At 61.7% G+C, this 14,493-nt stretch carries 16 protein-coding genes; 3 read left to right on the top strand and 13 right to left on the bottom strand.

The window, feature by feature from the left end:
- Positions 1-241: 241 nt before the first annotated feature.
- The 3 genes from GSQ89_RS36475 (at position 242) to GSQ89_RS36465 (ending at position 2,985) form a co-directional block, all read left to right on the top strand.
- Positions 242-526: a hypothetical protein gene (locus GSQ89_RS36475; protein WP_158933024.1), complete on the top strand. Its 285-nt coding sequence runs from the start codon at positions 242-244 to the stop codon at positions 524-526.
- Between the two features lie 107 nt (positions 527-633).
- Positions 634-792, top strand: a complete 159-nt coding sequence (locus tag GSQ89_RS36470; RefSeq protein ID WP_158933023.1) for a hypothetical protein — start codon at positions 634-636, stop codon at positions 790-792.
- 201 nt (positions 793-993) lie between these two features.
- A complete protein-coding gene (locus GSQ89_RS36465; protein WP_158933022.1) occupies positions 994-2,985 on the top strand; it encodes a Hint domain-containing protein in 1,992 nt (663 codons plus the stop codon).
- A gap of 534 nt (positions 2,986-3,519) precedes the next feature.
- Here the strand turns inward: GSQ89_RS36465 and GSQ89_RS36460 are convergent.
- The 13 genes from GSQ89_RS36460 to GSQ89_RS36400 form a co-directional block, all read right to left on the bottom strand.
- Positions 3,520-3,816, bottom strand: a complete 297-nt coding sequence (locus tag GSQ89_RS36460; protein WP_158933021.1) for a hypothetical protein — start codon at positions 3,814-3,816, stop codon at positions 3,520-3,522.
- Positions 3,817-3,890: 74 nt separating this feature from the next.
- The gene (locus tag GSQ89_RS36455; RefSeq protein ID WP_158933020.1) at positions 3,891-4,049 is read right to left on the bottom strand and encodes a hypothetical protein; all 159 of its coding nucleotides are present in this window, start codon (positions 4,047-4,049) and stop codon (positions 3,891-3,893) included.
- Between the two features lie 1,658 nt (positions 4,050-5,707).
- Positions 5,708-6,157, bottom strand: a complete 450-nt coding sequence (locus GSQ89_RS36450) for a hypothetical protein (RefSeq protein WP_158933019.1) — start codon at positions 6,155-6,157, stop codon at positions 5,708-5,710.
- A gap of 144 nt (positions 6,158-6,301) precedes the next feature.
- Positions 6,302-6,943 (bottom strand): hypothetical protein, encoded by a 642-nt coding sequence (locus GSQ89_RS36445; protein ID WP_158933018.1) that lies wholly within the window; start codon positions 6,941-6,943, stop codon positions 6,302-6,304.
- Between the two features lie 285 nt (positions 6,944-7,228).
- Positions 7,229-7,729, bottom strand: coding sequence for a hypothetical protein (locus GSQ89_RS36440; protein ID WP_158933017.1), 501 nt, complete (start codon positions 7,727-7,729; stop codon positions 7,229-7,231).
- Positions 7,726-8,268, bottom strand: a complete 543-nt coding sequence (locus GSQ89_RS36435) for a hypothetical protein (RefSeq protein WP_158933016.1) — start codon at positions 8,266-8,268, stop codon at positions 7,726-7,728. Before GSQ89_RS36435 ends, GSQ89_RS36440 begins: the two co-directional genes overlap by 4 nt.
- A 173-nt stretch (positions 8,269-8,441) precedes the next feature.
- Positions 8,442-8,972: a hypothetical protein gene (locus GSQ89_RS36430; RefSeq protein WP_158933015.1), complete on the bottom strand. Its 531-nt coding sequence runs from the start codon at positions 8,970-8,972 to the stop codon at positions 8,442-8,444.
- A 4-nt stretch (positions 8,973-8,976) separates the two neighbouring features.
- Entirely contained in the window at positions 8,977-9,321 is a 345-nt protein-coding gene (locus tag GSQ89_RS36425) for a hypothetical protein (RefSeq protein WP_158933014.1), read from the bottom strand.
- A complete protein-coding gene (locus GSQ89_RS36420) occupies positions 9,321-9,581 on the bottom strand; it encodes a hypothetical protein (RefSeq protein WP_158933013.1) in 261 nt (86 codons plus the stop codon). Before GSQ89_RS36420 ends, GSQ89_RS36425 begins: the two co-directional genes overlap by 1 nt.
- Positions 9,582-9,757: 176 nt before the next feature.
- Positions 9,758-10,213: a hypothetical protein gene (locus tag GSQ89_RS36415; protein ID WP_158933012.1), complete on the bottom strand. Its 456-nt coding sequence runs from the start codon at positions 10,211-10,213 to the stop codon at positions 9,758-9,760.
- Positions 10,210-12,453, bottom strand: a complete 2,244-nt coding sequence (locus GSQ89_RS36410) for an SGNH/GDSL hydrolase family protein (RefSeq protein WP_158933011.1) — start codon at positions 12,451-12,453, stop codon at positions 10,210-10,212. Before GSQ89_RS36410 ends, GSQ89_RS36415 begins: the two co-directional genes overlap by 4 nt.
- 6 nt (positions 12,454-12,459) lie before the next feature.
- Complete coding sequence (locus GSQ89_RS36405; RefSeq protein ID WP_158933010.1) at positions 12,460-13,122, bottom strand: hypothetical protein; 663 nt, start codon at positions 13,120-13,122, stop codon at positions 12,460-12,462.
- 113 nt (positions 13,123-13,235) lie between these two features.
- Positions 13,236-14,493, bottom strand: a 1,258-nt coding sequence (locus tag GSQ89_RS36400; protein WP_216856607.1) for a hypothetical protein, incomplete at its 5' end; no start/stop codon positions are given.

Raw genomic sequence — 14,493 nt, 5'->3', positions numbered from 1 at the left:
GGGCTTCCAGTGTGGTGACCCATCTGGGAACACGGCGGAGGGTCGTTGACATCGCGCCGGGAGCGCTACTCGTTACGATAAGGCCGCGCGCGCGGCAAGGTCGATGCGGGCGCCCCTGCATCGGGCGTGCTATGGTCCGCCGAAGCCATCCGCACCACACTGGTCAACGGCCGGCGACCAGTTACTCCGAAAAATGTTGGCAGCGCTGGCGTCCGCCTACGAAAGACGTTGGAGGGGAAGCATGAATGAGCAACGTCCGGAGGGACCGGCTTCCCGTCCCGAGCTCCATCTTGCGTCCGAGCCACGCTACGCCAGGCGCCTGTCCGACAAAATCCTGATCGCCTGCCACCATGCTTGCGACCAACGCGAAATAGAAATTGCCGCGGATTTGCTCGATGTGCTGGAATTCATGATCAGCCGGCGCCCCACCCTCCCGACCGGGAAGCAGCGCCGTGCCAAGGAGAGTCTGGTCGCAGCGCACGAGCGGCTTTGGCAGATGCGGCATCCGACGGCAGAGCATTACTGAGGCCATTCCGCGTCTCCGGATGCAGCACCTCATATGCTTCTTTGCGCGGCCGGGCATCGTGGCGGGCCGGCCCTTGTCATGAGAACGTAAATAGAACATCATGAGGCATGACCTCCCGTCGCGACACCAACCGAACCGGGTTAGCCACAGCCCTGTCGGCGCGCAAGCTCGATAACGTCGTCAGCGCGTTCTGCCGAAACTGCGACCACAATGCCGAGGTTGACCTGGCCCGCATCGTCGCCCGCGGCTTCGCGCTGTCCCACTGATCGAACTGCAGTTCCGCTGCTCGGCGTGCGGATCGCGCGTTGCAGCACCAAAAGTGAACTCGGCCGCGGCGGGAGGATGTTCGTTGCCTTGCGCGCGACCTGACACCGTGCCGAAGATGCTACCGTTTTGAATCCCAAAATATTGACTATTCGGGGGAGTTAGCCGACTGAATCGCTCTGCGATCCGATTGGGGGGAAACGATGGCCGGTACTATCATTTCAGGGGTCCATACCACGGGTATCACGCTGAGCAGCACCGCCAGCAATCCGGTAGCGGTGACCGGCACGATTACCGTGGCCAATGGCGTCGCGTTGTACGGCGAAGGCGGCGGGACCAAAAGCTGGACGATCGCGAATTCGGGCACCATCATCTCCAGCGGCACACCGTTTCAAAACGCGATTTATCTTGGCAGCCAAAGCAGCTACGTAACCAACGCCATTGTCACGAATCAGAGCGGCGGGAAGATCTCCGCGACGGGCTATGGGGTCTTCATCTGGGGCCCGGGTTCGGTCACCAACCAGTCTGGCGGGACCATTTCAGGCGGCCTGCAAGGCATTTATGTTATAGATACCGGTACTGTCGTCAATGCCGGCGTCATATTGGGTCCCGACAACGGCGCCGTCTACGTGCATGGTGGAATGATCACCAACCTGGCAACCGGCACGATCGCCGGTTCCGAAGGTGTGCGCATAAACGGGGTTGGTACGGTCGTTAATGCCGGAACGATTACCGGTACCGCGAGCAACGGTTCGGTGCTTTTCGATTCGACCACTGGGTCCAGCCGGCTGATCGTCGACCCCGGTGCTGTGTTCAACGGTATCATCCAAAGCCTCCCGGGCAGCACGAACACCCTCGAACTGGCATCGGCTGCCAGTGCCGGCACGCTATCCGGCTTCAACGGCAGCGGCATCACGAATTTCGCCACGTTGCAATTCGATACCGGTGCGAAGTGGACGGTCGACGGCAACACCGCGGCGAGCGGCCTTGGCACCATCGCCATCACCGGGTTCGGCGCCAACGACACGATCGACCTGGCCGGTTTCGCCGCGGTCAGCGAAACCTTTGCCAGCAATGCGCTTGTGCTGACCAACGCCGCCACAGCGCACGCAACGCTGCACGTGCAGGGGACCTTCACGAGCGCGTCGTTTCACCTTGCCAGCGACGGCAGCGGTGGCACGGATATTACGGTCATCTGTTTCATAACGGGAACGATGATCGGCACGCCGGCCGGCGAAGTGCCGGTGCAGAAGCTGAAGGCCGGCGACATGGTGTCGACGGCGCATAACGGGCCTCGCAGGGTCGTCTGGGTTGGCAAGGGCAACGTGCTGTCCACCCGCGGCAGGCGCACGGCGGCGACGCCGGTAATCGTGCGCAAGGGCGCGCTGGCCGACAACGTACCGAACCAGGACCTGCACGTGACCAAGGCGCATTCTCTTTATCTCGATGGCGTGCTGATCCCGGTGGAATTCCTGGTTAACCACAGGACCATCATTTGGGACGACCGGGCGCAGGAAGTGGAAATCTATCATGTCGAGCTGGAAAGCCACGACGTGCTGCTGGCCAATGGTGCGCCGGCCGAGAGCTACCGCGACGACGGCAACCGCTGGCTGTTCCAGAACGCGAATGAAAGCTGGGCCCAGCCGCCGCAGGACCCTTACGCCCCCGTGCTGACCGGCGGTCCGGTGGTGGACGCCGCGTGGCGCCGGTTGCTGGACCGGGCCGGCCCGCGCGCGCTCCCGCCGCTGACCGATGATCCCGATCTGCACCTGGTGGTCGATGGCACGCGTGTGGACCCGGAGTACCGGCGCGGGTCGCTTTATGGCTTCCGACTGCCGTCCAGCCCCAAGGGCGTGGTAATCGCGTCCCGCGTGGGGGCGCCGTCGGAGCTTGGAATCGCCCGCGACCCGCGGCCGCTGGGTGTGGCGCTGCGGCAGCTGACGGTCCGGCAGGGGGCGAAGTTCATGCTGCTGAACGCCGACGACGACCGGTTGACGGTTGGCTTCCATGCCTATGAGGCCGATGGCCACCTACGCTGGACCGACGGCCGGGCGCAACTGCCAGCCGCGGCGTTCGCTCGGTTCGACCAGGGCGCCGAGGTGACGCTGCATCTGGGTGGCGCAACGCAGTATCTGGATGCCGGCGATGAAGCCGAGATACGCGCAGCCTATGGTGGCCTTCTACGTCTCGTGTGACCCTACCATTCACCAGGTATGACCGCGGTGGATGCCAGTGGCCCGGGTCCTTCGCCCTCGAAACAGGGAATTGCCGATAATCATGCATGAACCACCCCGTATGGCGGATCAGCAGCAATTCACGGAGGATGCTACACTTTCGACGCGCACGACCGCCGGTTGTGAAGGGAGTCTTTTTGGGTGCCCTTAGGGGCGTCCTGAGGGGAGTGTTTTGCGCTTACCGCTCCCAGGCCATGAGGGGTAAGCAGCAGAAGGGCCACCCTCTTGGAGTGGTCCTGGTATCCTTAACTGTTATGCGAATGTGCATGGCGGCGGATCAGTCTGGGGGCGCCAGGGATGATACCAAAACGGCGGCGGGGAGTGGGCTGATTGCAGCACTCACTCCCCGCGACTGCGGAGCTAATCCACCAGCTTCACCGTCGGGTCGATCAGCCTCTCGGAGCGGCCTTGCCTTGTGCTGATGGCGCACCAGGCTTTAGCCAGCGGCCACCAGCCAATCGGCCACACCATGTGCCCTCCCGCGGCCAGATTCCGTCAGTTCTCCAGCGTCTCCATTTCTGCCAGGGCCTTGCGTGCGAGAGCTTCAGCGTACGGCGAAACATCTTCGTTGAGCAGAACGGCCAGCAGGTGGCGGAGCTGCGCGACCTGATCGCGGATGCTGTGAGACGGCGTCTGGAGGATCAGCGAGTCGAGCTTCATCCATCGGTCATTCAGGAGGTCGAACTCGGGATGATCGAGCGGCACGGTGACGATGGTGCCAAGCAGGCCATCGGCCTGTGCGACAAGGGCTGCAACAGGCAGGGACGCGGTCTCGTGACGGGTGGTGAGCATGGAAATTCCTCAACGTGGTTTGTTGTTGTGTCAGTAGAAAAGTCGGAGGCCGTCGGCGTGGCCTCCTTCGCTGATCAGAGAGCGATGTTCTCGGTCGTATCGGCGTCCAGCCGGCAGGAGACGGCCAGCTCCCGGCAGCTCTTGTCGTCCGGGTCGGCGAGGAACGCAGGATCCTTGGACACTGGGTGCTTCGCCCGAGGCTCGCGGGCGGTGTTGGGGGTCGAGGTTTTCATCGAAAATCCTTGTAGATAATTTGGATCGTATGATCCTTTTGGGATCATAGTGAACAACCTACAGGTGGCTTTCCGCTTGTGTCAAGGATCATTAGATCCTAAAGGGATCATATGATCACTCCTAAGCAGTGCCGGATGGCACGCGCTGCAGTCGGCTGGACAACACGTCAGCTCGCCTCGGCATCTGAAGTTGGCGAGGCCACTGTGAAACGTTTCGAGCGCGGCCTTGTCGATGCGAATAGATCCACGAATGCGGCTATACAGCGCGCTTTCGAAGGGGCCGGTATCGAGTTCATCCCCGAGAATGGCGGCGGCGCCGGCGTGCGGCTGCGGGACCGTGAAACCCCTGCCACTGGTCAAGATGGCCGCCCTGTTGGGTGAAGCGCTGCACATCGGCGTTCACCCCTGGTGTGCCATCCCCTGATTGACGCATCGCTCGCCGCCACGGCGTGGGTTAGGTCAAGGCGCGAACCGGCGAGATGTTCACAATTACGCGATCACTAATCCAGGGATTCCAGCCGCGCCCACCTATTGCGGAGGCGAACTTGCTGGCGATGGCATCGGCCAAGCACCCATTCGGGCCGTGTTTCCTCGCTTTCACGCACAATACTGCTACGGTACAGATGTATAACAATAGGATTGTTCCCATACGTACTGGGACGGATCCTATCTATACTTCAAACCTAGCTTCATTAATTTAGGTTGTAAGGATAGATAACTGTCGTATTGCTTTAACGCCTCCGCACCGCTGCGGCGCAGGTCATCAGGATAGGGACCAAAGAGTCATGGTAAGGATGACTTAAATGCGGATACCAATGGATCAGCGTCGTCGTATAGATAATTGGCGCAGGAAGCAGCCAATCGTTCCGTCACGCGACGAGGCTGTGCAGCGCTTGCTAGAGATCGCCTTGGCGGCCGCTTCGGTGCCGGGTGTCGGTTCCCCACCGATCGGAGACCCCTCTCATGATGCTGCGCAGCCAGTATCGACCATCAAGGCATCGGCGAAAACTTACGCACCGCAATCCGTTTACACCCGCGTGCTAGTACCCGCTGGGGGTTTCGCGTGGGAACAATTTAGGGACGATGAGGTGGCCCAGTTCAATAGGGTGCTCTCGAAGCGGACACTGAAAAAGTTGGAGTGGCTATCGAACCAACTCAAGGCCGCTGGCCTTTCTGAGGTGTCACAGCGTAGGCTGGTCGAAGATGCCCTGCTGGATTTCACGTCTCGTGAGCTGGAAGCTTGGGGTGTTCCTCCTGACCGTATCCGCTGGCACCCGCAAGACAGTGCCAAACGCGGTGCGCCTTCTCCGAAGCGCCCGCGACCGCTCGTTCGATCGGGCAAACATCGTCAATGAGATCGAAACGTAAAGCACCAGTCATTGGATGTGATTGAGTCTCTTGTTCGCCTTTGCGGACGTGCACAAGCCTCGGTGCCGTGGCGAGTGTCTCACTGGCGGCCCACAGCGGCGGCTATTCCGGCGCCGAGCGCGCTCCGGCTCACTACCTCTACGCGGTAGAGAACCAACCGAGGCAGGCTCTATGTCGAAGTACCAGCCGGCCCTACCGGAGGTGATCGGCGGCCAGGTGCGCTCCCGCTGCCGGATACTTGCCCGTGACGCTGGACGATCTACTGGCTGATACCGACTGATAGGCAGGCCCTATCGGTATTTTGAGGGGATCGGTTGGGTCTTCGGAAGGTCGCCTTCGCACGCCTCGATCGACCGCCAATAGGTTGCGAATATCTGGTCACCGTCATCCTCTTTCAGGAAGACATCGACTTTGGACGGGTTCGACGGATCGCCATAATCCTGCGTTCGCGCTTGCTCCCCTGCGCGCACGATGACGCCGATACTATCGGCCGGCGAGAGGTCTGATTCAAAGCATTTGGTGGGGTAAATAGTCTGTTGGTACCATGTCTTCGGCGTATCCGGTGCAGACTTCGGAGCGTCCGCTCCTGGTTCCGGAGCCGCCGTGGCCTCTTGTTGAGCAGGCTTCTCCAGACGCCAGTAATCCGGCGTATATCGCCCCTTCATATCTGGATCCTTCGCAAGGGCAATCATCGTAACACAAGCAGCTATCATAACAGTCAGAAGAACTGCGAGACGCATCGCAATTGCCTTATGTTGTTTATTTCGTTGCCTCTATATCACGAATGACTGATCGCTTGGAAGGCCGTCTACCGCCTGGCACCGGATGCGGCCAATGAAGGGAGGGGTCACAGGCCCGGGATGCATTGAGGCCTCACACCTTCCCTACGTCTCAGGGCCGGCCAGGTCTGGCCGCCATTGCGCTACCTGCATCCGCTTGCGCTCCCGATGTCGGATCATATCGAGCATGAATTTCTCAACCCACTCGGAGGCATCCCCTTTGTCTATGCCGTAATGGTCGTGTGCATGCTCCATCAACCGGGCCGCGCCGGCACCGACGAAGCCGCCGCGCATGTCGCCGGCGAGGCGGTCGCGGAACTCGAAGTAGGCAAAGCCTCCATCGGGATTGAAGGTAATCGGCCGAGGTGGCGGCTTGGTAGGGCGACGAAAGGCGCCGGGGGGCGCGGGCATGACGTCATGCCGGCCGGCGATGCGCGACGGCTGCGGTTTCAGTGACCTCCGCGGCGTCGGGGCCGGCGTCCGGCGGCCCTGGCTTTCCAGCGTGTCCAGATCGGCCAGCGCCTTCGCCATTTCCTCTTCCGCCCGGGTTGGTAAGCCCGCGCATTGCCGGATCCGATCCGTGCCGTCCGCCGCGGCCCTGCGCTGCCCTTCCGCCGCAGCCTCCATGATTTTCCGGATGCCGGACTGATCGTTGAGGGGTGGCACCCCTGCCTCGCCGGCGGCCGCCATAATCTTCGCGATTCCGGTCATCTCATCGGGCCGTGCGCAGTCGGCTGCCGCAGCCATGATTCGCTCCACGCCATTCACGCTGGCGGACTCCCCGTCTCCGGCGTCGGACTTCCCGCGAACAAGATGGCGATAGCGCCAGGGGTTTCGGCTGACCGGCGGGGATTCGGGCCACACCGGAACCCACTGGCCCGGGTGATTCCTTCGATACGAAGGCCGCACCCGCAGATCGCGTCCGGCTTGTCCTTCGCCTCTGCCTCGCAGTCTGCGCACATGAACACGCCGTCGCATTCCAACACGCGGCCAAGGCACCCGAGGCACACATGACCGGTCAGCGACCAAAGATTATCCTGCATGAACGGCAGCCGGTCGGCTAAAGGCGAGAGCACCGGTGGCCGCGCGGGCATGCAGGACGATGATTTCCGCAAGATCAACGACGCTTTCTTCGCGAACAACTCGGGTCGCGGCGCCGTCAGAAACTGCGACGATTTCCGAGTGCAGCCGGGCGAGCAAAACCTGTGGTGGATTGCCCTTCGAATTCTTCATGACCGTCGCTTCCCGATTTCGGTTCCAGCACGATACGCAAAATCGATTGCCGATCATTCGCTGTGCCGGGCGGCGGCACCGCGGGCAAACGTTGCGCCAGGCCTCAACAGCCTCGGTTGTCACCGGCATCGGCTTTCCTGCGCCCATCGCACCGACCCGACAGCCGATGCAGGCAAACCGCCCTTCCCACTCCTTCGGCCTGTCCTCTTGGGCCGAGAGCCACAGCCTGGCGCAGCCCGCCTTGGACAGCGTCATCGACCGCTTGTCGCACCGCATCATCTCGAGCGCCGGTGCGGTCATGTCGTATGTCCTCCGATCTGAGTGAGGATCGCCGCAACCTGAGCGCCGAAGGTCGCATCGCCCTGCCGCAAACCGGCGATGACCCCCCTAACAAGCCGATCCGCCTGGTCAGACTGGCCGGCCGGCACGTGAAGCATGGTAAGGGCGGCACGGATCGCGACCATCGCCGCCGGGATCGTCGTGGCGTCGTGCCTTACCTGAGACAATGCCTGGTCGATGTCGGCGATGGCTGCCCGCAGCCGACTGGCGTCGGACCTCACATCACCGGACATCTCTGTAACGGATACACCCACGCCGGGCGTCGGAGTCGGCGTTGAGACGTCCTTCCTCGGCCGGCCGGCATTGCGCTCGGCCACCAAGCGCAATCCGTCGTCGATCGCCCGGTACACCGTCGCCCGACTGGCGCCGCGGTCCTGAAAGAGACGGTATAGCGCGGCCTTGGAAACATCGGCCGTGCCGAGCCGCTCAACCTCACGGCGGACAGCTTCAGCGATCTCGCCGCGGAGGTCTGCCACGCTACCCATCCGCCCTGCCAGCAACCGGCTCGTCCTGCCCCACAGTCAGTGACAACCGAATCAGAGATTCGGCTGCACCGTTGTCGCCTGCTTCCGCGCGCTCCTGCAGCGCGGCCAACAAGCGATGGCAGTTTAAACGGGATAGCGGCAGCCGGCCGTGCTGGCCCCGCTTCCGCTTTGGAAGCGCGAGGTCCACCTTACAGCAACCCGTACTGCGCGGCCCGGCGATGCAGTGCCTGATAGAGATCACGGGGCGGTGCCCACGGCAACCGGCCCCCACCGACTCGAGAATGCAGATCATCGAGCTGTTTGATCGTTGCGTAGAGTCGGTCGCCCAGCTGGGCAGCGTGCTCCAGCAGCGCGGCCATTGCTAGGCGGTCCTCGACGAGCTGCAGGTTTTGTTTCGACAGATCGACGGCACGTTTGGCCGCCTGGACCGGACCTCGCGCCGCGGCCATCTCCTCTTGGGATTCGGCCAAGATAGGAGCGAGAGCCTCGCGGTCGGCGTCGATCAAGGCCAGCTCGGCCGCGTCGCTCGGGCGTTGGTCGCCACCCACACGCCGGCTGACAATGTTGTCTCGTTTGACGTTCAGCGCGACGACACGCCGCTCGACCAGCTCGTATTGCTCACCGGCACTCGCGAGTTTTGCGGAAGCGCTCTCAAGCTGTTGCTGCGCCGTTGCGACCGAGTGTGCGGCGCCAGCAATTTCTGAATCTACGTGGCTCATTGGATCATCCTACGCAACAAAATGAAAATGGGTTGGAAACGGCTTGCTCAGACGGCGCCGCGGGCAGTTTCAAGGCGTCCTGAAATGCGGCGAGCCGGGAGGTAACGTCCGCCGCCAACTTGGCCGCCGCTGTGTCAATCCGCTCCGCCATATTCGCTTCGGTTGACGCCGTTTCCGCCGCCTGTTCCGCGGCCAGCTCTGCTACCTGCCGATCAAGGTCGGCCAACTCGGCGCGGATGGGGGTGGTGTCGGCGCCGGCGAGAAGTGCGGCCCGCAACCGCGAGCTGGCGGCGGCCTGCCGCGAGGCCAGCTCCAGCGCCACCATCACCGGACTGTCGCGCAGCTCCATCAGATCAGCCCCCGCTCGAGACGGTGAATTTCGGCCTGGTATTTGCAGGCACCAAGCGACGTCAGCTCGCCTCGATCAACCAGCGCCTTGAGCAAGGTATTCGCCTTTGCAATGTTTTCGCGCCGCTCGACCTGCTTGCGAGCCTCCTCCGGCCGCAGAAGCACCGTTTCACCGCTCATGGATTTATGCATGACGCGGTTACCATCCTGCAGCTTGGCCAGGTCGGCGAGTAAATGGTTAAATTTATCGAAACGAGGCATTCTTCATCTCCAAAGAATCGAGGCAGTCACGCTCTGCGTCAGAGACATCCTGTTCGTCACGACCCCCATTTCGTCAGCGTTGGTTCGGTTTGATTGCCGCCCTATGACCTTTCCTGTGCTGCCACGGCCCGAAAATCAGCAGCGCGGGGCCAGGAGGCGACCGAGCTGCCTAATCATCACTGATCCCAGACGAAGCGGACATTCAGTACCGCTGAGTTCCAGGCCGTACCGGCGGAGATGTAGAGGGGCGTCGGCGCGGTCGCCGAGTTATATGGTGATAGCAGTGCGGAGCCGTTGATGACGACCAAGCCATTGGCGCCCACGGCTGCCGCGCTCACGATCTGGGCTCCCCCCGACGACGTGCCGATATTGATCCCGCCCGTCACCGCGTTGGCCGTGGTGTTGTATACGTAGATCGCGCGCAGCACGCCGTTCGGTGGGACGGCTACGACAAAGCCACTCGCCGAAATCCCAGCGACGGACGCTTCATAGCCAGATACGGAAGTACCGGGCGGCACGATACCAAGTGATGCCTGGTTGCCATTTGGGTTATTGCCTCCTGCTTGGCTTTCCTGGGCAATAGCGGCGATCGGCGCGAACAAAAATGCCGCAAGGATCAGTAAACGGATCATTGATATACTCCTGGCTCACCAAGTACCCGCTGTAGAAGGCTGATAAGCGGCTGGACCGAAACGGGGACGGAGACATTTCCGGCTGCCGATGGAAGCGTCGCGTTTGTCGCCAGTGGCCAGGAAGACGGGGCGCCCTGCCCCGCAGCCGGCAATCCGAGGCCGAGCGCGATCTGCCCGGGCTGCCCCGGATGAATAAAGTCCGGCGTCGCTGTCCACGCTTGATATTTTTGGGGACTGCTGGCGTCACCAACGATGTTGGGCCAATCCCAATAAAGCACCATACCCTGCGCCGCCATCCGCTGCGCCAAGGCCCGCGCAGCTAATCGAAATCCATCCTGTGCGATGCTATACTTTGTCGGCTGGCATGTCGGGCCTTGAATAATGACGGGGACATCATTGTCGATGCCCCATTGGATAATAGTCCAGCAGTTCCTGATCGAATCATCGACGGTGGCCGTCGTGTAGCTGCCATCGTTGATATCGTTGGGGGACATGATCTCCGCAACGATGCAGTTCGGTTTATAGGCAGCGATAGATTGAAAGAACCGCTCTACGAACGTCTCGGATTGCGATGACAATTTGGAATTGTTGATATAGCTGACTGGCCGTTGCGGCGTGGAAAGTGCCCGGCAGGCCAGCGCACAGGCTCCGTTGACATAAGCATCCGAGCCGACGCCTTGCGTCAACGAGTCACCGAATTCCATGACGGTAAAGCCTCGCGTCTGGCCGAGTGCAATTACCCCTGCGACGATGCCCGCAAAGCCGCCAGCCTGCACCGTTCCGCCGGTGATGCTTGTCATGCCGGCCTGCGTTCCAGCGGCCGCATACTGCCCGTTGAAGGTCCGGCAACCAAACCAACGCCGCGCTGTGGTGGGGGATTGCCCAGGCGCGTAGGACTTCTGGATGTCCGACATGTTGAGGGCGCCGCTGATCGTCAGGCCCGTGCCAGCCGGGTCTGTCGAGAGGGTCAGAGGACCACTCAGGGCGTTCGGTGACGCAGTGAGATTGTAAGTCCCCACCCCTCCGTTGCCTGTATCACCAGGCAATATCTGCGTTGGAACGGATGCGCCCTGCACCCAAAGGTCCGGCTGGACAAACCCCTGGGTGACTTCGGTCACAGCTAGGACGGACCCGGAAGATGTCGCGGTCACAATGGCCGAAGTGGTAGCGGCTGCCGTAAATGTCGCATTGCCGGAATACCCGCTATACGCGCCACCATATACAATGTGGTCGACCGACTGAGGAACGCCGTTCGTGACGTTGACCACCACCGCACCGGGCTGGGCCGCATTATTGATGATGACAGGGACCTCCAGCTGCCCGCTGCCACCTCCGAGATAGCCGCCTCCAGCAACATCGATGGTCGCCGATGTGAGCGTGACAAGGCCCGTGCCGCACGCGGCGTAGGACGTGATATTCGCCGGGACGTCACCGCGGATCAGCAGGTAGGCGCCGGGCTGCCCATCCAGGGCATAAAATCCCTGCTGCGCCGATCCAACCGGGATCCAATCGCTATACACCACCGTTCCGAGGTGGGCATCGTAGCTGTTTGCCGCGCTCCATGAGCTTCCAGAGATTGTAACGGATGATGCTGAACCGGCGATCAGGTCAACCGAGGCATTGGACCCGACAAAACCAGCGCCGACGAGTGTGACAGGGTTCGGCGGCAGGTAACTTACGTTGTTGCCTGCTCCCGGGTCCACGCCCGTTATCGCGGTGATGACACCGCTCGATATCGTCGCAAACAGAACGATCGGCGTCCCGCCTACGCAACCATCGACAAGCACCGGCACGTTCGTGCCACTCCCGCCATTGAGGTAGCCGGTGCCACCGCTGACAATCGTGGCGCCCGTGGGCACCGGTGCGCGCTGCGATGTGAACTCGACGTAGCCATTTCCACCATTTTCCAGATTGTTGAAAGTAACCTGTTTCCAGAGCGTCTGATTGACAGCCCCGGTCATATCAACCGGAGTGAACCCATCGTTGAACGCGCTGGTCGGAGAAACCGACATGGCCGGAATGGTGTAGGACGGGTTGCTACCCGCCGCAGTGTGCATGATCAGTTCGAGGCAAACCCAGGTGAAGCCGGCCTCCATATGGATTAGTTGCGAGATCGTGGCACCGTTCGTGCCGCCCGCAATGGAGCTCGAATAAGACTGCCCAGGACGCCAGCCAATCCGGTTGGAGAGGCGTCCGGACGGAACAGGAAGCGCCGGGATCGGAGAGGGGGAAGGAGGCATCGTTGGTTACCTCACCGTCCAGAATGTGCCGACCGTCCCAGATCCGAGCGTCAAAAGCGTCGGGTTGAAGGGAAGGGTCTGGAGACTAGCTGAAGCAATGATGGGGAACGTCATGCTCGATGAATCCGGGAGCGTGATCGTAATTGAACCGGATGTCGTGCAGACAAAAGCGATCGATCGCCCGGGTGTCGAAATCGCTGTCCCAGGGGTGATAACGGTGGAACCCGCGAACGCCGCGCTGTTGATGTCGGAAACAGGCGGCGTCCCAGTAACGGTCACCGATCCGATCGCGTTCGTCCCGGCCGCCAGCGTCGCAGTCAGCGTGCCGGTCAACGCCTTGAAGATCCCAGACAGCCAGCCCTGGATACCCGTTCCGCCGGCGGGCTGGCTGATGCCCGCGCCGCCTACCCCTGACGAAGAGTTGGAGGCGATCGTGGCCAAGGAAGCGATGGCCGTTTCTTGGTTCGCCGCGGTGGCGCCATTCGCTGCGATCGTTGCCAGAGAAGCCTCGGCCGCCGCATCTTGGACGGGGACGGCCCCCGCGACGGGCGAGCCGTTGATCTCCAGCACGAAGTGAGGCGTTAACGGCCCCCCTGGGTTAGGCTGCTCGGCATTGAAGTTTATCGGGTTGCCGTTGGCGTCTTTGGCTGCCCAACTTGTCGTGCTCATCGTTACCCACCTCTCGATGTGGGCAGCCTGTCGTCACGACGTGACACAGCGTAGCGATAACCCGATTTTATTGCCTTTCTTTACGCCTCATCGGCCGATCGCCGCCCAACGTCTTATCCGCTGGACCCCGAGGGCACAGGGATGCCCACACGCGACTGCGTGGTGATTGGCGCGGCCGCCGGCGAGCCATTCGGCCATTGCAGTTGGAAGTTACCGTCGAAAGTAACGTGATGCTGGGTGCTACCGGATCCGCCAGCGGTATTCGTTCTGGGGGGCAACGGCGTCGTGCCGCCAGGGACGCCAGCAGTGTCTCTGACCAGTGCCAGGGACGCGCGAGAGGGCATAGAAGTCCACGGGAATCCGAGTTCCTTCAGGATTGGTGGGAATAAACCCCAATCAAGCGAATCTTGATATTTTGTGCTCTTTGGTATTCCCATGATATCGTACGTCGCGCTAGTTGGGTGTGGGTCGCCCGCGGCGCGTAGTCGGTCAGTGACGGCAGGAGCACCCGTTGGCATGCGTCCACCAACGGTATCGGACATCCCCAAGGCTCGGTTGACGCCCCAGTGAACAGACGCGGGATCCGGCGCCCGACCGCTCTCCTGTCGGGAGACTGCGTTAATAAACGCTTCAGCCATTTGGGGGTTTGTCAGATCGATCGGGTCTCCCGCGCCGACGTGCAGCTGCCTCGCAACTTCGGCAATATACCTGTCGACATCTGGGTTATCACTGCGAGGAGTCGCCTTAAGGACCATATCTCGCACACTCAGCAGATGGTCGCGCTTTTGGTAGAGTAGATACTGACGCATGTCGGCCCTTACGCCCTCTCCCATCGTCGCATAGATGCCGAAGCGCCCATCGGACCCACGGACGCCCGGCTGTCCTGGCGCATACATTAGGTTGGTAGGATTGTTGTTGCGCATCCCGCGTGTATCCGACGCACGCGGCCAAGGGCCTGGGGGCGGTGGTGTCCCCGATAGGTCATTCCCATCGTCGTCAGACCCGGGATCGTCCACCGAGTTGTCATCGTTCCCAGGAGACGGCCCGAAGTCGATACCACCTTTGTTCGCCTTTTCCAGATCAGCAAGCTGCTTGTCACGATCGGCGTTGATCTTCGCCACCTGTGCTTCGAATTCCGCCTTAAGCTTCTGCTGCGCCGGCGTGTTTAGGTACGGCTGCTGCTCCGGCATCAGGCCTGGATGCGCGGGGTTCGCCGCCCGGTCCTTCGCCATCTGTTCCCTCCGTTTCTGGTCATAGGCTTGTTGAGCCGCCTTGACCTGGTCACTGGCCTGATCATTGGCATCCTGGCGCTCGCCGGCCAGATAGCTTTCCCGCAGAGACCGGGTAGTGCCTCCAGCCAGATGGATCAGG

It is taken from the genome of Acidisphaera sp. S103 (assembly GCF_009765975.1).
Lineage (GTDB): Bacteria > Pseudomonadota > Alphaproteobacteria > Acetobacterales > Acetobacteraceae > Rhodopila.
The sequence above is the reverse complement of the archived record's forward strand: the minus strand, read 5'-3'. Positions and strand labels throughout refer to the sequence as shown.

What these genes read in the sequence shown, in the direction of transcription:
- GSQ89_RS36475 (WP_158933024.1), top strand. Translation starts at nt 242, where the DNA reads ATGAATGAGCAACGTCCGGAGGGACCGGCTTCCCGTCCCGAGCTCCAT.
- GSQ89_RS36470 (WP_158933023.1), top strand. Translation starts at nt 634, where the DNA reads ATGACCTCCCGTCGCGACACCAACCGAACCGGGTTAGCCACAGCCCTG.
- GSQ89_RS36465 (WP_158933022.1), top strand. Translation starts at nt 994, where the DNA reads ATGGCCGGTACTATCATTTCAGGGGTCCATACCACGGGTATCACGCTG.
- GSQ89_RS36460 (WP_158933021.1), bottom strand. Translation starts at nt 3,816, where the DNA reads ATGCTCACCACCCGTCACGAGACCGCGTCCCTGCCTGTTGCAGCCCTT.
- GSQ89_RS36455 (WP_158933020.1), bottom strand. Translation starts at nt 4,049, where the DNA reads ATGAAAACCTCGACCCCCAACACCGCCCGCGAGCCTCGGGCGAAGCAC.
- GSQ89_RS36450 (WP_158933019.1), bottom strand. Translation starts at nt 6,157, where the DNA reads ATGCGTCTCGCAGTTCTTCTGACTGTTATGATAGCTGCTTGTGTTACG.
- GSQ89_RS36445 (WP_158933018.1), bottom strand. Translation starts at nt 6,943, where the DNA reads ATGGCTGCGGCAGCCGACTGCGCACGGCCCGATGAGATGACCGGAATC.
- GSQ89_RS36440 (WP_158933017.1), bottom strand. Translation starts at nt 7,729, where the DNA reads ATGACCGCACCGGCGCTCGAGATGATGCGGTGCGACAAGCGGTCGATG.
- GSQ89_RS36430 (WP_158933015.1), bottom strand. Translation starts at nt 8,972, where the DNA reads ATGAGCCACGTAGATTCAGAAATTGCTGGCGCCGCACACTCGGTCGCA.
- GSQ89_RS36425 (WP_158933014.1), bottom strand. Translation starts at nt 9,321, where the DNA reads ATGGAGCTGCGCGACAGTCCGGTGATGGTGGCGCTGGAGCTGGCCTCG.
- GSQ89_RS36420 (WP_158933013.1), bottom strand. Translation starts at nt 9,581, where the DNA reads ATGCCTCGTTTCGATAAATTTAACCATTTACTCGCCGACCTGGCCAAG.
- GSQ89_RS36415 (WP_158933012.1), bottom strand. Translation starts at nt 10,213, where the DNA reads ATGATCCGTTTACTGATCCTTGCGGCATTTTTGTTCGCGCCGATCGCC.
- GSQ89_RS36410 (WP_158933011.1), bottom strand. Translation starts at nt 12,453, where the DNA reads ATGCCTCCTTCCCCCTCTCCGATCCCGGCGCTTCCTGTTCCGTCCGGA.
- GSQ89_RS36405 (WP_158933010.1), bottom strand. Translation starts at nt 13,122, where the DNA reads ATGAGCACGACAAGTTGGGCAGCCAAAGACGCCAACGGCAACCCGATA.